Genomic DNA, 19,489 nt, shown 5'->3' with positions numbered 1-19,489 from the left:
AAATTTTTGTTTCTACATTTATTATATACCTTCAAAACAAAAAGTATATAGTTTTATACTTAAAGTTATATACCAAATAAAAAACCGAGATAGAAATCATTTTCGATTTTCATCCCGGCTTTTTACTTTAAGTTATATATCTGTTAATTTATATATATTTTTTTACGATGAGATTATTTGATCTTATTTATACATATATGAACGTGTCATAGGAATTGTATCATTTACGCCTTTTGTAAATACAAATTGATGTAAATCAATATTACCTGTGAAGAACGAAGCTGCACATGCATTTAAATATAAGCGCCACATACGAATGAATCGCTCATCTTTCGTTTTGCGAACTTCCTCCAGTACGTTTTCAAAATTTCGGGCCCAATGTTGTAATGTTTTCTCGTAATGTCTGCGTAAGCTTTCCACATCAACAATGAAAAATTGTTCGTTTGTCATGTTCGTGATTAATTCGTTAACAGCAGGAACATATCCGCCAGGGAATATATACTTTTCAATCCAACCATTCGTAGCACCACCATTAGCCGGAGAAGTAATACAATGAAGAAGCGAAATTCCTCCATCGTTTAGCAGTTCATTCACTGTCTCAAAGTATTGCGTAATGTTGTCTTTCCCTACATGTTCAATCATACCTACACTAACAATTTTATCAAATTTACGATTCTTAATATCGCGGTAATCAAGTAAAGATACTTCAACTAAATCCGTAAGTCCCTCTTTTTTAATTCGCTCGGAAGTCTTAGCATATTGTTCCTCACTTAACGTTACCCCCATCGCTTTCACACCGTACTGCTTAGCGGCAGCTGTAATGAGCTCACCCCACCCGCAACCAATATCTAATAGCGTATCACCTTTTTGAAGGTTCAACTTTTTCAAAATATGATTCACTTTATTATGCTGAGCTGTCGTTAAAGAATCTTGCTCATTTTGAAAATACGCACAAGAGTACGTCATTGTTTCATCAAGCCATAATTTATAGAAATCGTTCCCAATATCGTAATGGTGAGCTATATCTTCTTTATTTTTTTGTTTTGAAAAATTCCATTTACTTTTGAAATATTGCAACTTACTATCACCTAAAAAGCTATCTTGCCTTTTATAAATAGATTGAATTGCTTTTTCAAGATTCCCCTCAATTTCAAGGTCCCCATTCATATATGCTTCACCGAATGCAATAGAAGGATCCTTAGCGATTTCTTTTTTGGAAAGCGGCTTATGGAATGTTACATGAAATTGAGGTTCCCCTTCTCCATATTGGATTGTTTCTCCATTCCAAAGTGTAATTTGAACTGGATCTAAAAAAAGATTTTTAAGTATTTTTTTATAAAAAAGTTCTTCAACCATCTAGACATCTCCTACTAAAAAAATTGAACAAAAAACTATACTAGTTAATAAGTTTTTTTGAACATAGCTTAAAACCATTATGACTTCTTGCTACGAGTGTCATTATAAAACGGTTATATTATGAAGCATAGTACGTACTTTAAAGTGATGAAGGCACTTTTAAGTACCTATTAAAGCCTTAATCAATTATTCATCACGGCTAAAACAGTCGTTAATATGGTATAGATCCTTACTTTTACTTTCTAAATTTTTATACTAAAAAACACCACCTCGTCATTAGGTGGTGTTTTTTAGTATTACATATAGAGATTTCACTTAACTTTACTATTTTTTCTATCTATGCATTGTTCTCCCCATACGGTCAATTGATTTAATACATTTTGCAAAGACCACCCATAATCAGTTAAGGAGTATTCTACTCGGGGTGGAATTTCTTTATAGATTTCACGTGTAATCACACCATCATCTTCCAGCTCACGTAATTGTTGCGTCAACATTCTAACAGAAATTTCAGGAATTAGACGCTGCAACTCACTCGTTCGCTTCGTTCCTTTCGTTAAGTGACATAAAATGACGACCTTCCATTTTCCACCGATAATTTCTAAAGTTGCTTCTATCGGTATATTATATTGTTTCACGCGATCTCCCTCCTTTTTTCTAAATTTCTTCTCTATTGTTACGTAAAAATAACTAATTTTCTATACGGTACATTTTAGTTCCTACAGCACAAAAAAGTACCTATATTACCAAAAAGGAATTATGCCGCTTAAAAATCTCCTTCTATACAAAAAGAAAAAACGAACATATTCTCGTTCGTTTTTTCCTTCTTTATTCAGCTACTGTTATAAGCATAGACGTGTTACCATTCTTTTCAAGATGATTTTCTCCCCAGTTACAAAGAGAATCGAGTATAGAATCTAAAGAATGACCGTAATCAGTTAAAGAGTATTCTACTTTTGGTGGCACTTGGTTATACACTTTTCTTTCGATTACACCATCTTCTTCTAGTTCCCGTAATTGTTGTGTTAACATTTTTTGCGTAATACCAGACATTAATTGTTTTAATTCGCACGTTCTCTTTTTGTCTTTCTTTAAATGACAAAGGATAACTACTTTCCACTTCCCACCGATAACCTCTAAAGTCGCCTCTACAGGAATATTGTATGTTTTCATATAAAAATCTCCTTTAATAATGTTATAAGGCAATTAAGCTAAAGATTTAAATATTACTTTTAAGTATCTATAGCACCTTAAAGTACGTACTTTTTATTGTATTAAACATGTTTCATAATAGCATACGTAAACAGCAGATGAGTAGTACGGCACCAAAAAGTACCTGTATTACTTTTTAGTATCTATATCACTTTAAAGTACGTACTTTTCATTATGTAAAATACATTTCATAATAGCATTTGTAAGAGTTGAGTGAGTCATGCAGTGTTAGAAATTACCCATGTTATCTTTTAGTGCTAACGTACTTTTTTAACTGTTTATATACTTTTATCATGCCTTTTGTCAGACAATAAAATGATATATATATTGATTTTCAAATGTATTTTAGGAGGATATCTATAATGAGTAAATTACTAAATGAAAAAATCGGTTTTGGTACAGCACCACTAGGAAATATGTACCGTAATATCCCAGAAGAAGAAGCAATCGCTACAGTGGATGCTGCTTGGGAGAATGGCGTTCGTTACTTTGATACAGCTCCACTTTATGGATCTGGCTTAGCGGAGATTCGTCTTGGTGAAGCACTATCAAAAAGAAATCGTGATGATTACTTTTTAAGCACAAAAGTAGGTCGAACGATTTCAGATGAACTAGAAGATCCATCTGCACGTGATTTAGGTGAAAAAGGCGGACTCTTCGAATTTGGTCGTAAAAATAAAATGATCAATGATTATAGCGCAGATGCAACACTTCGTTCTATCGAGCAAAGTTTGAAACGTTTAAAAACAGATCGACTAGACTTTGTTTTCATTCATGATTTAGCACAAGACTTTTATGGTGATGAGTGGATTTCACAATTTGAAATTGCTCGAACAGGAGCATTCCGTGCGCTAACACGCTTACGTGAAGAAGGCGTCATTAAAGGCTGGGGACTTGGAGTAAACAAAGTAGAATCGATTGAACTTATGCTTGATTTAGAAGAAGCGAAGCCAAATATATCTTTACTAGCTGGTCGTTATTCATTACTAGACCACGAGCGTGCATTGCAACGAGTAATGCCTGCAGCTGTTAAGCATAATATGGATATTGTTGTTGGTGGCCCATATAGCTCAGGTATTCTTGCTGGAGGTGCTCACTTCGAATATCAAAAAGCATCGCCAGAAATTATTGCAAAAGTTGAGAAAATCAAAGCTCTTGCAGATCGTCACGAAATCAGCATCAAAGCTGCTGCATTACAATTTTCATTAGCAAATCCAGCAGTTGCTGCTGTTGTTCCTGGTGCAAGTAAACCAGAACGAATTGTAGAAGATCAAAACGCTTTAAACACAATAATTCCAGTAGCATTCTGGGAAGAAATGCGCGAACAAAAACTAGTAGCACCTAATGCACCACTACCAATCAACGTAAAATAATTTGAAACCTTAATCAGTGGGGTCATCCCCCACTGATTATTTGCTCGCAAATATCGAGATAAAAAGGAGCGTAATGAACATGGCACATACTACTACATCTATGGAAGTGTTCGGTTCACCTGAACAAGTATGGCAATTAATAGGCGGTTTCAACTCCCTTCCAGACTGGTTACCTTATATACCTAGCAGTAAATTAACGGAAGGCGGTCGTGTACGTCACCTAGCTAATCCAGATGGTGATACGATTATAGAACGCTTAGAAGTATTCAATGAGAAAGAACGCTACTACACGTATTCAATCATGAATGCACCATTCCCAGTCACTAATTATCTATCTACAATCCAGGTGAAAGAAGGTACTGAAAGTAACACATCATTAGTAGAGTGGTCTGGCACTTTCACCCCTGTAGAGGTTAGTGATGAAGAGGCAATAAATCTGTTTCATAGCATCTACAGCGATGGACTGAAAGCATTGCAGCAAGCATTTCTAGATTGACTACTAAAAACAATGAAAAGCAAAGCGATATCGCTTTGCTTTTTTATAAAATCCCTTTTAACTTTTCACCAATCAACTTCGCTACATACTCATACCCTTCTGGTCCAAAGTGTAGCCCATCTCTTTCATCATTTTCTACAAATGTTTTATAATTCCGTTCTTGAATCATTTCAGCATACAAATTTAGAAAATAGCTTCCTGTTTCTTTCGCCACTTCCTCTACCACGTCTGCATACTGACCGAGCACTTTATTTGTTCTATTATGCTGTCTTTCTTCATCAACTGGTGCAGGACTAATAAGCAGTACTTTACCTGACGAAATATGGTTCACAATCTTCTCTAAATTTTCTTTGTATGCTTGTAATGACCCTTGTGAAAAAGAAACTGCATCATTCGTGCCAAGAAAAACTGTTACGAAATCTGGTTTATGTGATAATACATCTTCTTCAATCCTATTTAACGCATCGAATGTATTATCACCTGGAACACCTGCATTCACCACTTCCCAATTTGAGAATATCCTTTGTAACCTTGGTGTTAATCTAGGTGTACCATCAAAAAATACATCTTCAGCTGTAATACTATCACCGAAGCATACTAACGTTTTCATTAGACTTGCTCTCCTTTTACGTATGAAATAACTTTCCTTCTACCGCCTTAATATATCTTTCAGCAGAACGTTCCACTGCCTCATTTGCATTCTCTTTTACTACGCGATGAAAAGCGTTGTATAAACGATTAAACTGTAACGGCTTCACTCGATTCACCATTTCTTCCACTTTTCTCGCTGGTAATGGAATTAAGTTTGGATAGCTGTACATAAAACTTACCCATCGCTCATCCGCTACAACTTGAATAATATCACCTGTTAACAAAATTCCTTTTCCATCATTACCTTCTTCCCAATGTAAGACAGATCCACCTTTAAAATGACCTCCTAAACGATGAATGACCAATCCATCAGCTAATTGTAAAGACTCACCAGACCAATAAATAATACGACTACTCGGGCGCATCACCCACTCTTTATCATCTTCGTGTATATAAATTGGTACATCAAATGTCTCTGCCCATTCTACTTGCGTTGAATAATAATGAGGATGAGACAATGCAATTGCATCTAATCCGCCAAGCTCTTTTATTTTCGCAATTGTCATTTCATCTAAATAAGTAATGCAGTCCCATAGTAATCGATATGATTCTATTTTCACTACAAATGCTGTTTGACCGATCGCAAACCCTGGTTTTGTCGTAATACTATAAAGCCCGTTTTCTTCTTCGATTATTTCATTTTTATATGTATCACTTATTTGCAAGTTTTCTAAAGTCGTCCAAGACTGCCCTTTCGGATTCACATATTGCCTTTCTTCATCACAAATATGACAACTCACCGGTTCCTCTACACTCGCTGCATACTCCACACCACACGTTGTACAAACGAAATTTTTCATCATAATTCCCCCTATCCCTATATTTTTATTAAGCTGATTTTTGTTGATACTGATCTGCTTTTTTATTTTCAATTAATAAACTTATATAAGTAAGTAAATAAACAGCTGTAACCGACAATGGAATCACCGTAAATCCTTTTTCTGCAAACAGAATCCCGCAAACTGACGTCACGAATACAGTCCCTACTGACAATAGACCATAACTTTTGCTTTCATAAATCCATACGTACGGGATAAAATGAACACCTATTAACATTGCTACTACAAAAGGTAACCATTCTGGAAATTGAAAATAGGCAAGTAATACAAGCGGAATATTCAATACATTTATCCCACCAATTAATCCTGCCAAAATCCCTAACGGATTTCCTTTCGCAAACATATCAATTTTCAATATAGCAGCTATCATTAAGCCGACAGGAAACACACATCCCATACCGATTAAATATACCCACACCACTTGTTTTTCAGAAAGAACAAAGCCCGTTATACTCATAACCATCCAAAATAAAACACCAGCTAATATAATCGGTAATCCTCTCTTCGTTTTGATTGCTAAATCCTTTTTCGCTTCTGCAATATTCATCTCACCATCTCCCCAAAAATATTTGTGCTATAAAGTAGTCTCAACCTCGCCCATCCAATAACGCCAAGCTGCTAAATAATCTTCTAAATCTTTCGGGTGGTGTCTTAAACACGTATCTATCCGCAAATATAAACCTATGACCATTTCTTCATATAAATTACGGTCATCTCTATGAAATACACTTTGTTTCATCACATAATCAATTGCTTCTTTCGTTAAATCTTCCGGAGTTGAACAAAACGCGTAAATTAAATCGTATATAGGATCTCCTAATACTGGTAAAGGATCAATTACTCCATGTAACCTATTCTCTTGAACTATAAAATTATGGAATCCGAAATCGCCATGTAATAAAAATGGCTCATCTATTCCAGCCCCTCTATTCGGACTATTTGCTAACTTAAAAACAAGTCTACATTCTTCATCACTTATGTACGACTTTACATTTTCGTGAGCTTCCATCACAGTTACTGTTAAAAATTCATTCCAAGATTGAACCGTACTGTCCTTCCATCCCCAGCCACTCACCTTTGGAATTTTTTCATACTTATTGATAACATCCTTTACAAGTTTGCACAGTATACTTCGTTTATGGCCAGATTTGCACGAAGTAGTCCCCTCAAGAAATGAATAAACAATATATCGACTTAACGGATCCTTATATAAAAGCTTTGGAAACGCATCATTCTTTTTATAAAACTGAAGAAAATAAGCTTCTTCACGTATTACATCCGATTCATTCAGTTTTACAACGTATTGTTCATCCAACAAATATATCGTACTTGTCGTTCCCCCGTTCAAACCTTTCATGTTTTTTGGATAATGTAAAATAACCTTCTCTTTAACTAGTTGTGCAGCGATTATTGAAATGTCCATTCCCTCACCCTTACACTCTGAATATTCCCTTAATTCAAAAGGAAACTTTACTATTATTTGACAGACATAAGGGGATTCCTCCCACCCATCTTAATATAACAAATTACACTTTCATTACTTCATCATATAATTCATTCCATTTATGATATTGCGATGCGATTTCTTTATTCCAAATGATCTTCATTTAATCTAGTAATTTCTATTGCACGATCTCTCTCTTGTAATTTACGAGCCAAACTTTCTACACCAAACACTTCTGTAAATGTGTGGCTACCTACTATTAAGTTGATACCTTTAAATTTTGCATGTTGCACTGTATATAATGTTTTTTCTCCTGTTATATACGTATCACAACCTTTTTCTAATGCTCGCTCAATCAAATTTGTATTGTTACCTGCACCAGTTAAAATCGCAATCCGTTTTATTGGTTTATCGTGATTCCTCCAGCTCTTCACTTTCTCTTCCATTCTTTCTTCAAGTTTTTCAACCAAGTTTGAAAATGCAATCGCTTCTTCAAATTCTCCTATTCCAGGTAATTCCTCTTCCTCATACGTAGAGTATTCTAGAATTGTATCTATCCCCATTTCATTAAATAATGACGTACACGTACCAAATTCAATAAAATCTAACGGCAAATGAATCCAAAAATGATTCATTTCATATTGTTTTAATTTCTCAATACAAGCCTCTTCCATGCCAAACAAAAAATTCCAAGGAGCATGATGTGTAACTATCATATCGACTCCATTTTTATACGCTTCCTCAATCGTCTCTAGTGTCAAATTTGTTGTGTAACCGATTTTGTGAAACTCCTCTTTACTTATATGAGTATAACCATATTCATCATCGCCGTATTTATGAAGATGCTCTCCAAATAGCGATTTTATATGTTCGTTAAACTGCGTTATATTCATTTTCATTTCTCCTTTCATTTACTTTTATATTTCATAAATAAGGAAATACTAAATAACAACGTTACATACATATAGGAGGACAATATGAAACCTGAATTTTTAAAAGCTGTACATGATGCGATTGGAAATGTCGAACACATTCATATAGAAGAAAGTGGCGCAGACAGTTTACTTATTCACCACGATGATGCGCAGCAATTAAAACAAGTTGCTGAGACTTTAGAAAATAATAATTTTCGCTCCGCTTTAAGAACAACGGGAAATGCTTCATATATTGAAGTGTTGAATAGATAAGGAGAAGTCCCGGTTATATGCCGGGCTTTTTCTAACCCTCATTAAAAATTTTATAATAAAGCTCTATCTCCGTTTTCAACAAACAATTATTTCTCCAAAATATCCTCTGCATCTTTTCATTCGACGTATGTGTGCTCCCAATATAATAAGTAGCACCCATTTCCTTTAACATATGTAGAGATTGAAGATGTAGTTGGGAAGCAATTCCTTTCCCGCGACAATAAGGCATTACCCCAAAATAAAATAACCGCCCTTCACTTTCTGTTCCAGATTCTATATGCGGTATGGACATACCAATTGGCTCATTTTTATCATAAAAAACAATACATGACTTTTCCCAGCCCTTACCTAACTCTGTTTGCACTGAATAAAAATGCTCATCGATAGTTAAAATTGAAGTTTGATTCCCTGAATCCAACATACATTGTTCCCAAATATATTTAAATTCTTTTTCCGATAATGTTTCTTCTATTGAACAATATGTATATTGTTTTTCAAGCGCCTCTACATTGTTTAACCCTCTACACACTTCTATTTTTGCTGCGTGCAAAGAAAAACCTGCATCAAGTAACACTCTCGCACTTGAGTTATAACCATTAAACCTTTTGTTTAATACAATACTCGCTCTTTTTAACTCCCAGTTAAAACAAACCTCTTCAAATCTACATATCTTCTCTGTATAAGTTTGTACATCATAAAGAACATCCTCTTCTATTTCTTCAATTGTGACTGCATTTGGTAAGCCATTTAATACTTTTTTAGAAGAGCCAAATAAATTTTTGATAACTGTAAGATCGTTCTTCACCACTTCGTTTCCCCTACCCCTGGTTCAATACATTCACCTGAAGTTTCATTTATATCTCACCCTCGGTTATTGATTGAATATTCTTTATCATCTTACACAAAATACAAAATTTAGTAAATTATTATGTTTTTTATAAACAAAAATCCAGTTATACATACTACATAACTGGATTTCTCATTATTTAATACCCTTTTTATTTCGCAAAAAAAGCATCCCTTAATTCCCTCTTCAACACTTTCCCTAAAGCATTTTTCGGTAATTCTTCCATAAATACAACTTCTGGTATTTTATAGCTTGCCAATTTTTCTTTACAATGCTGCATAATCTCTTCTTCTGTTAAAAATGTTTGAATGTCTTTTACAATATACGCTGTTGGAACCTCTCCCCAAAAATCATTGGGAACTCCAACTACTGCAACTTCTAAAACACCATGTATTTCATGAATAATATCTTCTACTTGGTCTGGATATACGTTGTCACCACCGCGTATAATAACATCTTTATATCTTCCCATAATATGCAAGAATCCATCGTCATCTATCATGCCAGCATCGCCCATGTTAAACCAATTATCTTTTACTACCTTCTTTGTCGCCTTTTCATTATTCCAATACCCTTTAAACATGTATGGACTTCTTACATGTATCTCTCCAACTTCATTTGTTGTTAGTTCATGTCCTGTTTCTGGGTGAACAATTTTTAACTCTACATGTTTTAGTGTTTTCCCTACAGAAGACATCTTTTCTTTTCCCATCATTGGATGCCATGAAGTTACAACCCAACCTTCTGTACTACCATAGCCTTGCACCATATAGATTCCTTTTTCCAAATATTTTTGAATGAGCGTTTCTGGCACTTTTGTTCCACCGCTTTGTGCTACTTTAAAGGTTGAAATGTTACGTTCTTTTTTATTTAGTTCATCAAGCATGTAGCTATAAACAGCCGGGAATGCAAGCATCGTAGTAATTTTCTCTTCTTCAATCTTATCCCAAATAAGAGTAGGATTCGAATCAGCTAAGAAAATCATCGTAACACCATGATAAATGCAATTTAAAATAGAAAGCACGCCACTCATATGAAACAATGGATGCACGGATAAAAAGCGTTCACCTGCTGGAATTTCTCTTTGTCCCGCAACCTCAGCAAAATAGTGATGTAAGTTTTTATGACCAATTACACATGCTTTTGCCTGTCCAGTCGTTCCTGAAGTAAATAAATAAATTGCATCATCATCTTCATGAACTTCTACGTTCGGTTCTGTCATCGGCTGTTCTTGTAATTTTAATTCAAATGAACCGAAGCCTTCTTTTGTCGTTTTAATTACATAAGGAATTTCTTTAACGGCATCAATTTTTAATAAAATTTCACTAAATTCTTCATCAATAACTAATACTTTTAATTTCGCTTCTTTTACAATCGTTTCTAGTTCATAAACAGTAAGCTGATGATTTAGCGGAATAAATACCGCTCCAATTTTTAAGCTTGCCATCATAACGCTTGGAAACGGGTGATTATTTTTGCATAAGATTCCTATACGATCCCCTCTTTGCACACCGTTATGTAACAAATAATGCGCAAACTGATTTACTCGTTCATTATACTGCTGAAATGAATATCTTTTTTCTCCGCCTACAAGCGCTTCCAAATTTGGTGATTGCATTGCTCTCTTTTGTAATAATTGTCGCATCGTTCTCAAGTAAAACTCCCCTTTATATATGTTAGGGTTTTTATTTTATCAGATTAACTATTAATTTACTAAAGATTACACTTAGTGAATTTAAAACGAATAAAGTCAAACTTTAATCAGCCCTCACCAATCGGGCTTTTGCAGGCAGCCCAAATCTCACCTAACTCCCTCGTATTCGCTGATTTTTGAGGTAGGAGTCCTGCTGTCCACAAATAGCGGGATTTAAAAATAGCCATCTACTTATCAAGTAAATGGCTATTTCTCCTTATATATTAGAATACTTCTTATTCATCACATATTGCACATACTCAGGCGCACTATTATTAATCTCTTCATCACTTAGCTTATATTCTGCACCATATAAATAAAACGAAGGTATAAATTCCATTCCCGTGTATAAGCTTGTAGCGTGAAATGGTTTCGTCAACTCAATCATTGTGATCCCGCTATTTTCATAGTCTGTTTCTAATCCACCTATAGAAATAGCTACACCAAACTCTTTTCCCTTCACTTTATCCCCTTTAGATCCGTAAGCAAATCCATATGTTAATACATCGTCAAACCATTTTTTTAATAGTGGTGGTGAGCTGTACCAGTAGAATGGAAATTGAAATATATATCGGTCGTGTTCTACTAATAGCTTTTGTTCCTCTTCAACATTAAACTCCCAATTTGGTGCCGCTTTATATAGTTCATGCACCGTAATTTCATCAGAATGTTTCTCAAGTTCTTCTACCCATCTTTTATTAATTCGAGACTTTTCAATATCAGGATGTGCTACAATTACAAGTGTTTTCATATATTTTCTTCCCCCTTATAAATAATTCAAACCCTTTAGTATTAGTATGAATGAGTCACATATAATTGAAAAGTACGTACTTTCAGGTACTATAGGAACCTTGAGGTACCTTTGGAGGTGTTTTATGAATCAAAATGATGACTGCCCAATTGCAACGACACTCGATGTAATCGGCGGAAAATGGAAAGTTTATATTTTATGTGTTTTGATGGATGGAAAAATGCGAACAAATGAAATTAAACGAGAAATTCCAAACCTTACACAAAAGGTTCTTACACAGCAACTGCGGCAACTTGAAGCTGATGGGATTATCCATCGTACCGTATATCAAGAAGTACCACCAAAGGTTGAGTACACACTAAGTGAACACGGAAAATCTTTAATGCATATTATGAATGAACTATTTGAATGGGGAAAAGATCATCAGATGAAAAGATTAAATGACTAAAAGAATTCTACCTACTTTGTTACATCTTCTATACAAAGAATTCTTTTGAAATTATGTAATAGGAGTATTGTCACATAACTATTAAGTTAAGAAAATAGATTACCCCCATTTGATATAGATTCATACTTTTAAGAGTTAATAAAGAAGAAAACTAGAATTATGGGGGCACAATCTTTCTTAACGTTCCAGTAGAAAATTCATGATATTAACAAGATTTGATTTGCTTACTGGCTCAGCACGCCCTACTACACAAATATCAAAATCAAATCCTTCCATCGCTGTAATTAAAGACCTCAATTTTTCTTTATCTAAGTGGCAATTATTATAATAATCCACTCCAACAGCATCGCCAATAAATAATACTTTTTCTTGAGGTACAAATATGTAAACAGAATCGTCACTATGTGGAGAGGTTACATGATGTAATTGTGCAACAATACCTCCTAAATCAATTTCCATATAACCGTTGAAGGAAATATCGGAAGTCACTACTCCTATTTCAGATAACAAAGGATACTCTTTACGTATACAAGTATCTACAAATTCAATCTCAACCTCTGCTACTCTCTTTTTCATTTCAGAATCTGTCCATTCCCACATAGCCAATTCTGCTAATTTATCATTCGTTCTTTTGTGGGCAATTGTAATTCCTTCCACTGCATGCATCCCTAAAATATGATCCCAGTGCCAATGTAGAATTACAATTCTTTCCAGTTTCCTTAATCCTTCATTACGCACAGCTTCATTAAACAATTCAACATGATCTTTAGAGTTACCTGATTCTACCATTAAAGAACACTTTTCTCCATACCTAAAATATTAAAGACTGTCTTTTTCTCTTAACAGTGGAACTTTCACCCGTTTTTCTGTAGGAGGATAAACAAGCGAAGCAGGATCACTTGAGTTGGAAGCTTTTGATACAATCCGATATAGGTTTCGTGAATTTCGTGTGTTTATCCTGGTTGTAGCTGGAATGGATTTGGCAATTGTTACAGAAAAAAGAACCGACATTCTTACAAATCTGGAAAATCAAAAATGGTTGTTTATGCTTAAAGTTGGTGCTACTTCTTTATTGCACTAGATAGTAATGTAATTTATAATACGTTTAAATGATTAAATTATTAAACGGAAGGTAATGTTAACGAAATGAACTGTAATGATAAAGTAATGCATATTTTAGAAAATTTAAGACCATGTTTTCAAGGGTTGGGAGATCCAACTCGTCAGCAAATTGTATCGCTTTTAATTGATAAAGATAGCTTGAATGTGACGCAAATTGCGGAGCATATTCCCATGTCAAGACCTACTGTATCTCATCATTTGAAAATATTGAAACAATCAGGGTTACTTCGAGCTCAGAAAAAAGGCACTGAAATGTATTATTGTCTTGAATTTAATGAAACAATAAATCTTTTAAAAGAACTTGTTTCTTTAGTTGAAGATGAATGTAAGAATTAGGTACTCATTTATAGTTTAGGGACACCTTTTGTCCCTTTTTTTAGCGACATTATGTTGAAATGTTTAAGTTTTTAATCATTTAAACTTATAATCTCATACTAATTAAAATGGAGGTTTCAGATGAATAAGAAAACAGTGTTAATTGTTGGTGGGTATGGTGTTGTTGGTAGTCAAATTGCTCAAATTTTACATGATCGACATCCTGATTTGGAAATTAGATTAGGGGGAAGAACCTTAGGGAAAACGTTACCTTTTGAATCAGAGAGAGTAAAAATAGTCAATGTAGACAATACAACAGATGATCCTTTAAGAAATTTGGATGATAATTTCACAGTAGTTGTTAATGCAGTTAATGACCCGCAAGATAGACTACTTCTATCTGCAGTTCGAAAAAATTTTCCATTGGTTGACATTACTCGTTGGACTGAACGCTTTAAGAGTTCTATTGATCGATTAAAAAATGTTGAGGTCCAATCCCCTGTTGTATTAGCTTCAGGGTGGATGGGAGGGACAGCAGCCCTTTTTGCTAAAATTTATTCAAAAGATCTTCAAGAGGTTACGGTTGATATCAACGCACTATATTCTCTTCAAGACAAAGCAGGGCCAAATTCAACAGCATATATGGACCGGTTAACTATTCCATTTGAAGTTAAAGCTGGAGAGGGAATGCGACAGGCTTATCCAATGACTGATCCAATCAAAGTCCGCTTTCCTAACGGTTATATAACCAAATGTTATCGTTTGGATACCCCTGATCACGTAACCCTGCCAGAATCAATTCATGCTGTTTCGGCTAACTTTCGTATTGCTTTTGATAGTAAAATATCTACATATGGACTGGTCTCTCTGGTGAATACAGGGATTTGGAAAATGATTAGCGGAGAAAAATTTACCGATTTGCGGAAAAATATTCTCTATAAACCCGGAAGAGGAAGTGCACATAACATAGTTATTCACCTTAAAGGTTATGATGCTACTGGTGTATTGCATAGTCGATGTGTGAACATATCAGATCCGTTAGGACAGACCCATCTTACCGCTTTAGGAGCAGCTGTCCAAGCAGAGAACATTTTACAAACATCTGATATTGTGGTTCCAGATTCTGAAATTTACTTTCCGGAAAATCTATTAGATTTGGGTGTGAATCCATCTGCAATTTTAGATTTTTATAGGGAATATGGGGTTACTATTACGAAAGAAGATATATAAAAGGTACCGTTCTATTCGTGGTAGTACACATATGGCTATCAAGCTAAAAAATACAACTATATCAAAAATGAGAGAATGTGCATCTTCATGTGAAAATGTACATTCTCTCGTTTTGCGGTGTTATAAAATTATTAGGCTGATAGGCATGGGCAGTATCCCCCAAAACAAAAAATTCTTTTGGGAGATTTATTTTGTTAGCTTCATAGTCATTATGCATCGTCACATCACTATGAAGCTAACAAAACGCTGACTTCTCAAAAAAACTAACTGTAGGGAAAGAAAATTACATATTCTTATAAATATAGCTCTTGTATAAAACTCTTAAAAATTATAACCACAGAACTACTTTCGTAGCATCTTCTTAATTTTGAAGTCTAGAAAGTCAGCATTTAAACTAAGCTTGCTAATATCGCTTTTGTACGATTGTCCGTTACCTCATAATAAATTTCTAATCCTTTTCGAGTACCTGTTACGATTTTAGCAGCCTTTAGTTTGGATAAATGTTGACTAATTGTACTTTGGGGCATTTGTAAATTCCCATACATTGTTGTTACATTTGTAGCGCCTTTTGCAAGCATTATTTTTACTAAGGATAAACGGACAGGATGTGCCAATACCTTTAATACTTCAGCGATTTCTACATACATTTCTTTTTTTTCTTTCATGTTTCTTTCTCCCCTTTTATATAAATATTAATGATATCCATATATATAATTCGTAAGCATATATGTTTTTGTGTCCGTCATTTTAAAAAAATATAAAAAAACTTTACCCCGAAAACAAAGGAGTGTCTTAACATAACGTTTCACTATCAGTAATGAATAGAAATTTCGTTATGGAAGCAGAAGGTTTTATGTTACTACTCTATATTCAACTAGCTAAAATCAATGAAAAAGAGAGCAGATAATCTGCTCTCTTATGATGCCTCCTGATGTTCCGTGGAATGTTTAACACTCCCCATTCTCTTTAGTTTATTCCACCCTACTGCTACTCCTCGAATCGATGAGAATATAGATTTAATGACTACATACGTCATAAATTGACGATAAATAAAGCGTTGTAAAATTAACCATGCTAATGGTTTTGGATTCTCTTTCTCTAATTTAAATGCAAATAGTGAAGCGAGAAGATCTATGACAAAGAATACAAGATAAAATCCTAATACTTTTAGCGGATTGCTACCAAAAAGCCCCATAATCATTAATATATCTGCTAAAGGTGCAATAAATTGCAGAACATATTGGAATAACCACATATTGGGCAATGCAATAAATCCTAATGCTTTATATTTGGAATGAAACAGCGCTTTTCGATGTTTCCAAAGACATTGGAGTGTACCGTATGACCAACGATATCGTTGTTTAATGAGACTTTTCACATCTTCAGGTGACTCCGTAAAAGCATATGCTTTTTCTTCATATACAATTCTATGTCCTTGACGTAAAAATGTAATAGTAAGATCCGTATCTTCTGCCAATGTGTCTTCGCTTAAATAACCAGATTCAACTACATTCTTTTTACGCCATGCTCCAATCGCTCCAGGAACAACTGTAATACAATTTAACTCATCAAAAGCTCTACGTTCTAAGTTAAATCCTGTAATATACTCAACATGTTGCCAAGTAGTCAATAAATTCCGTCTATTTCCAACTTTAACATTCCCTGAAACTGCCGCTACATTATGATCTTCAAAGTGTCTAATCATTAAAGAAATAGCATCTTGTGCAATAATAGTATCCGCATCTAACGTAACAATGATTTCTCCTCGTGATTGCTGAAACCCTAAATTCATTGCCGATGATTTCCCGCCGTTTTCTTTCTGAATTAAACGAACTTTAGGATGCTTATAAAATGTTTCTTCCATTACTTTTGACGTACCATCTTTCGATCCGTCATCCACAACAATAACTTCAAACTCTCTATAATCACTATCCAAAATGGAGCGAATCGTCTTAGCTATCACCTTTTCTTCATTATATGCTGCTATGACAACAGTAACGAAAGGTTGATAAGAAGAATTAGTAAATAAGCGAGCGCTTACTGTCTTTTTCTGCTTGTATGCAAAATAAATTAAAAATAGGAATCGAAAAATACCTAATCCAATAGCAATATAAAAAATCGTTGTTAATATATGCTTTGCATATCCCGCTCCTGAAAAGACAGCTTTATTGTAAAGTAAATATTGCTTACCCTCAGAAGAAACAGGTGGCATAACTTCATCGCGTTCTTTATTCATTAAATCTGAAATTGTTACAAAACTATATCCATGCTTTTTAAGGTCTTTAATAATGATCGGTAGCGCCTCTACCGTATGGGTACGATTCCCTCCTGCATCATGAAGAAGAATAATATTTCCCTCTCCCTTATAAATCGGATTAAGAGTACGCTTTACCAATTCATTTGTTGATGGCGTCGCCCAGTCCTCAGGATCAACTTTTTCTGCCACCATTGTATAGTTCATATTTTGCGCACGCAAAATAGGCATTATTTCATTTGATGAATCTGGATTAGCATCCGCTTCATATGGTGGCCTAAATAAAACAGTAGAATGTCCAGTTATTTCTTGAATTAGACGTTGCGTTGTATTCAGCTCTACTTTTGTTCGTAGTAAAGACGTATTAGCTACGTTAGGATGCTTGAAGGTATGATTACCTATTTCATGTCCTTCATCGTATATTCTTTTCACAATACTAGCATTTAGTTGCGCGTTTTCACCAAGTACAAAAAAAGCTGCTTTTATATTATTCTCTTTTAATATATCTAGAATTTCCGGTGTGTATTTAGGATCTGGTCCATCATCAAATGTTAATACTACTTGTTTTCCTTTTGGTTTTCCATAACATTGCACTTCGTATGCAGATGGTAATGATTGATATACTTCATCTGTAAGATAACCATTTTTACCTGCTTTATAATCTCTTAATCCATTTTGTCTTTCATTCTCAATCTGTAAAATTTCACCTTGTCCTGAATAATTCACTTCATCTAAACTAGCAATTTTATGTAATGCATCAGGATTATTTTGTACTTCAATCGGATTTTTTAAAACTTTCCATATAGTAGGATCTTCTGCTCCTAATCTCCATAGTGCAAACCCCTTTGCATTGTTGTTCATTGCTATTTTCACTTGATTATAAAGAGTAACACTATCTAAGAACCAAGCAGTATGTTCTTTCTCTTCTGTTTTATATCGAAAATAAGGGTTTCCACTCATCTTATCCCATTGAATTTTTATATTTGAATCGTGAGCCATTGCCATAACTTCTGAAAAAGTTAAAGACTTCGCAGCTTCTTTACTATTCACTTCCCAATCATATCCATAGTTACCGAAAGCAACTATAAGTTTCTCAGACGGTATATCTAGTTCATTGAGCGTATGTTCGAACCATTTATTTGAAGCAATTGGTCCTGGCGCCCCTGCACCATAGTGCTCGTCATACATCATTACAATCATTCGATCTATTACTTTGGCTAACGCACCATAATCGAAAGCTGTATCATTAGCAGGGACATCTTGCGTAACGAGCAAATGATGTTTATGAAAGACCGTAGTAAGTTCCTGCATGAATTTTGTTAAGTTTTCTCTATCGCTCTCGGGTATTGCCTCAAAGTCAATATTAATACCCGAAAATCGATTCTTTTCAACTTGCTTTACTAAATCATTAATAAACTTTGTCTTTACATCATCTGGGGAATTCAGTAACTTATGAACAAGTCCACTATCAGGGCCCGAAGCTTCCTCAGTATAGTTAGTAAGCAAAGGCATAATCTTCACTTGATTTTTTTCTGCCAACTTTACTATCTCAGGTTTTATCTCACTTCTAATCGTTAAATCTGCTTTTAAATGATACCACTCTGGTACTAACGTAGTTAAGGAATCGATATTTTCTTTTAAAGAAGCTGTACTATTTTCATCCCAGTTTACATAAAAACCATAAACTTCTTTAGAGTTTTTACTATCGTTCGACGTATTAACCAAATTTTTATTATCCTTCGTTTCGGTACTTGGTTTGAATTCTTCCTTCTTTAACTGCTGATCACTAAGTTTTTGATTAATAGGTACAAGTTTATTATCTTGTTGTACAGCGGTATTCATATTTGGAATTTCTGGCGTTGAAAAAATACTTTGAAAGAAAAAATAAAATACAATACTTAAGCTAACTATTGCGATACATAGCAACCAACTAAAAGCTATGTTTCTTCTTCCTTTCGGATCATAAAAAACAGGCTTTACTTTATCTTTCTCTTGTTGAATTTTTTTCTTCATTATATCTTTTACATACCCCTTCTTAATAGAAATATAGAATAATAAATCCTATTAGCTTTGAAATAAATCTCTCACTTCCATTTTTTATGGATTCTTCTTTTCATTCCCTTACTGATGTCCTCTATTTTCTTGCTGAGACCCTCTTCCGTTGTTCCCTTGCTGATTTTCATTATTTCCTTGTTGAGACCCTCTTCCGTTGTTCCCTTGCTGATTTTCATTATTTCCTTGTTGAGACCCTCTTCCGTTGTTCCCTTGCTG

At 34.4% G+C, this 19,489-nt stretch carries 19 protein-coding genes and 1 pseudogene; 6 read left to right on the top strand and 14 right to left on the bottom strand.

From position 1 onward, the window contains the following. Positions 1-183 precede the first annotated feature (183 nt). From JDS92_RS16990 to JDS92_RS16980, 3 genes are all read right to left on the bottom strand, one after another. Positions 184-1,356 (bottom strand): cyclopropane-fatty-acyl-phospholipid synthase, encoded by a 1,173-nt coding sequence (locus tag JDS92_RS16990; protein WP_098911666.1) that lies wholly within the window; start codon positions 1,354-1,356, stop codon positions 184-186. A 311-nt stretch (positions 1,357-1,667) separates the two neighbouring features. Further along, positions 1,668-1,994 carry a winged helix-turn-helix transcriptional regulator gene (locus JDS92_RS16985; RefSeq protein ID WP_098911667.1) on the bottom strand — a complete coding sequence of 109 codons (327 nt, stop codon included), beginning with the start codon at positions 1,992-1,994 and terminating at the stop codon, positions 1,668-1,670. Between the two features lie 190 nt (positions 1,995-2,184). After that, complete coding sequence (locus tag JDS92_RS16980) at positions 2,185-2,529, bottom strand: winged helix-turn-helix transcriptional regulator (RefSeq protein ID WP_087970319.1); 345 nt, start codon at positions 2,527-2,529, stop codon at positions 2,185-2,187. 401 nt (positions 2,530-2,930) lie between these two features. Here JDS92_RS16980 and JDS92_RS16975 point away from each other — a divergent pair, with 401 nt between their 5' ends. Both JDS92_RS16975 and JDS92_RS16970 read left to right on the top strand, forming a co-directional pair. Then, on the top strand, positions 2,931-3,941 hold the full coding sequence (locus JDS92_RS16975; RefSeq protein WP_097959806.1) for an aldo/keto reductase: 1,011 nt from the start codon (positions 2,931-2,933) through the stop codon (positions 3,939-3,941). A 79-nt stretch (positions 3,942-4,020) separates the two neighbouring features. Then, positions 4,021-4,437, top strand: a complete 417-nt coding sequence (locus tag JDS92_RS16970; RefSeq protein WP_097959805.1) for an SRPBCC family protein — start codon at positions 4,021-4,023, stop codon at positions 4,435-4,437. Between the two features lie 43 nt (positions 4,438-4,480). Here JDS92_RS16970 and JDS92_RS16965 read toward each other — a convergent pair whose 3' ends face one another. The 5 genes from JDS92_RS16965 to JDS92_RS16945 all read right to left on the bottom strand — a co-directional run bounded on the left by JDS92_RS16965 (position 4,481) and on the right by JDS92_RS16945 (position 8,264). After that, positions 4,481-5,047 (bottom strand): SGNH/GDSL hydrolase family protein, encoded by a 567-nt coding sequence (locus JDS92_RS16965; RefSeq protein ID WP_087970316.1) that lies wholly within the window; start codon positions 5,045-5,047, stop codon positions 4,481-4,483. A 16-nt stretch (positions 5,048-5,063) separates the two neighbouring features. Next, positions 5,064-5,891 (bottom strand): MBL fold metallo-hydrolase, encoded by an 828-nt coding sequence (locus JDS92_RS16960; protein ID WP_087948728.1) that lies wholly within the window; start codon positions 5,889-5,891, stop codon positions 5,064-5,066. A gap of 25 nt (positions 5,892-5,916) precedes the next feature. Next, a complete protein-coding gene (locus tag JDS92_RS16955; RefSeq protein ID WP_087948727.1) occupies positions 5,917-6,474 on the bottom strand; it encodes a DUF7010 family protein in 558 nt (185 codons plus the stop codon). A 27-nt stretch (positions 6,475-6,501) separates the two neighbouring features. Beyond that, a complete protein-coding gene (locus tag JDS92_RS16950) occupies positions 6,502-7,350 on the bottom strand; it encodes a phosphotransferase (protein ID WP_199632192.1) in 849 nt (282 codons plus the stop codon). Positions 7,351-7,514: 164 nt separating this feature from the next. Further along, a complete protein-coding gene (locus JDS92_RS16945; protein WP_001027988.1) occupies positions 7,515-8,264 on the bottom strand; it encodes a Nif3-like dinuclear metal center hexameric protein in 750 nt (249 codons plus the stop codon). Between the two features lie 84 nt (positions 8,265-8,348). Between JDS92_RS16945 and JDS92_RS16940 the strand changes: the two genes are divergently transcribed. Continuing rightward, complete coding sequence (locus JDS92_RS16940; protein WP_000801649.1) at positions 8,349-8,558, top strand: hypothetical protein; 210 nt, start codon at positions 8,349-8,351, stop codon at positions 8,556-8,558. 31 nt (positions 8,559-8,589) lie between these two features. On the opposite strand, the gene JDS92_RS16935 is transcribed toward JDS92_RS16940, so the two are convergent. From JDS92_RS16935 to JDS92_RS16925, 3 genes are all read right to left on the bottom strand, one after another. Further along, positions 8,590-9,366: a GNAT family N-acetyltransferase gene (locus tag JDS92_RS16935; protein ID WP_087970314.1), complete on the bottom strand. Its 777-nt coding sequence runs from the start codon at positions 9,364-9,366 to the stop codon at positions 8,590-8,592. Positions 9,367-9,556: 190 nt separating this feature from the next. Next, entirely contained in the window at positions 9,557-11,059 is a 1,503-nt protein-coding gene (locus JDS92_RS16930) for a class I adenylate-forming enzyme family protein (protein WP_199632191.1), read from the bottom strand. Between the two features lie 256 nt (positions 11,060-11,315). Beyond that, positions 11,316-11,849, bottom strand: coding sequence for an NAD(P)H-dependent oxidoreductase (locus JDS92_RS16925; protein ID WP_087970313.1), 534 nt, complete (start codon positions 11,847-11,849; stop codon positions 11,316-11,318). 124 nt (positions 11,850-11,973) lie between these two features. Here JDS92_RS16925 and JDS92_RS16920 point away from each other — a divergent pair, with 124 nt between their 5' ends. Beyond that, entirely contained in the window at positions 11,974-12,297 is a 324-nt protein-coding gene (locus JDS92_RS16920; RefSeq protein WP_001072968.1) for a winged helix-turn-helix transcriptional regulator, read from the top strand. Between the two features lie 177 nt (positions 12,298-12,474). Here the strand turns inward: JDS92_RS16920 and JDS92_RS16915 are convergent. Next, a pseudogene (locus JDS92_RS16915) lies at positions 12,475-13,092 on the bottom strand (MBL fold metallo-hydrolase); the annotation flags it as partial. A 351-nt stretch (positions 13,093-13,443) separates the two neighbouring features. Between JDS92_RS16915 and JDS92_RS16910 the strand changes: the two are divergent. Together JDS92_RS16910 and JDS92_RS16905 are read left to right on the top strand one after the other, a co-directional pair. Further along, positions 13,444-13,755 carry an ArsR/SmtB family transcription factor gene (locus tag JDS92_RS16910; RefSeq protein WP_199632190.1) on the top strand — a complete coding sequence of 104 codons (312 nt, stop codon included), beginning with the start codon at positions 13,444-13,446 and terminating at the stop codon, positions 13,753-13,755. A gap of 120 nt (positions 13,756-13,875) precedes the next feature. Beyond that, on the top strand, positions 13,876-14,964 hold the full coding sequence (locus JDS92_RS16905; protein ID WP_199632189.1) for a saccharopine dehydrogenase family protein: 1,089 nt from the start codon (positions 13,876-13,878) through the stop codon (positions 14,962-14,964). A 389-nt stretch (positions 14,965-15,353) separates the two neighbouring features. Here the strand turns inward: JDS92_RS16905 and JDS92_RS16900 are convergent, their stop codons facing one another. Beyond that, a complete protein-coding gene (locus JDS92_RS16900; RefSeq protein WP_000660068.1) occupies positions 15,354-15,629 on the bottom strand; it encodes an ArsR/SmtB family transcription factor in 276 nt (91 codons plus the stop codon). Positions 15,630-15,880: 251 nt separating this feature from the next. Next, a complete protein-coding gene (locus JDS92_RS16895; protein ID WP_199632188.1) occupies positions 15,881-19,231 on the bottom strand; it encodes a trifunctional glycoside hydrolase family 18/polysaccharide deacetylase/glycosyltransferase family 2 protein in 3,351 nt (1,116 codons plus the stop codon). Positions 19,232-19,489: the final 258 nt, after the last annotated feature.

It is taken from the genome of Bacillus cereus group sp. N12, from assembly GCF_016483575.1.
GTDB classification, from domain to species: domain Bacteria; phylum Bacillota; class Bacilli; order Bacillales; family Bacillaceae_G; genus Bacillus_A; species Bacillus_A toyonensis.
The sequence above is the reverse complement of the archived record's forward strand: the minus strand, read 5'-3'. Positions and strand labels throughout refer to the sequence as shown.

What these genes read in the sequence shown, in the direction of transcription:
- JDS92_RS16975 (WP_097959806.1), top strand. Translation starts at nt 2,931, where the DNA reads ATGAGTAAATTACTAAATGAAAAAATCGGTTTTGGTACAGCACCACTA.
- JDS92_RS16955 (WP_087948727.1), bottom strand. Translation starts at nt 6,474, where the DNA reads ATGAATATTGCAGAAGCGAAAAAGGATTTAGCAATCAAAACGAAGAGA.
- JDS92_RS16940 (WP_000801649.1), top strand. Translation starts at nt 8,349, where the DNA reads ATGAAACCTGAATTTTTAAAAGCTGTACATGATGCGATTGGAAATGTC.
- JDS92_RS16895 (WP_199632188.1), bottom strand. Translation starts at nt 19,231, where the DNA reads ATGAAGAAAAAAATTCAACAAGAGAAAGATAAAGTAAAGCCTGTTTTT.
- JDS92_RS16920 (WP_001072968.1), top strand. Translation starts at nt 11,974, where the DNA reads ATGAATCAAAATGATGACTGCCCAATTGCAACGACACTCGATGTAATC.
- JDS92_RS16990 (WP_098911666.1), bottom strand. Translation starts at nt 1,356, where the DNA reads ATGGTTGAAGAACTTTTTTATAAAAAAATACTTAAAAATCTTTTTTTA.
- JDS92_RS16905 (WP_199632189.1), top strand. Translation starts at nt 13,876, where the DNA reads ATGAATAAGAAAACAGTGTTAATTGTTGGTGGGTATGGTGTTGTTGGT.
- JDS92_RS16910 (WP_199632190.1), top strand. Translation starts at nt 13,444, where the DNA reads ATGAACTGTAATGATAAAGTAATGCATATTTTAGAAAATTTAAGACCA.
- JDS92_RS16950 (WP_199632192.1), bottom strand. Translation starts at nt 7,350, where the DNA reads ATGGACATTTCAATAATCGCTGCACAACTAGTTAAAGAGAAGGTTATT.
- JDS92_RS16980 (WP_087970319.1), bottom strand. Translation starts at nt 2,529, where the DNA reads ATGAAAACATACAATATTCCTGTAGAGGCGACTTTAGAGGTTATCGGT.
- JDS92_RS16900 (WP_000660068.1), bottom strand. Translation starts at nt 15,629, where the DNA reads ATGAAAGAAAAAAAAGAAATGTATGTAGAAATCGCTGAAGTATTAAAG.
- JDS92_RS16925 (WP_087970313.1), bottom strand. Translation starts at nt 11,849, where the DNA reads ATGAAAACACTTGTAATTGTAGCACATCCTGATATTGAAAAGTCTCGA.
- JDS92_RS16960 (WP_087948728.1), bottom strand. Translation starts at nt 5,891, where the DNA reads ATGATGAAAAATTTCGTTTGTACAACGTGTGGTGTGGAGTATGCAGCG.
- JDS92_RS16945 (WP_001027988.1), bottom strand. Translation starts at nt 8,264, where the DNA reads ATGAATATAACGCAGTTTAACGAACATATAAAATCGCTATTTGGAGAG.
- JDS92_RS16965 (WP_087970316.1), bottom strand. Translation starts at nt 5,047, where the DNA reads ATGAAAACGTTAGTATGCTTCGGTGATAGTATTACAGCTGAAGATGTA.
- JDS92_RS16970 (WP_097959805.1), top strand. Translation starts at nt 4,021, where the DNA reads ATGGCACATACTACTACATCTATGGAAGTGTTCGGTTCACCTGAACAA.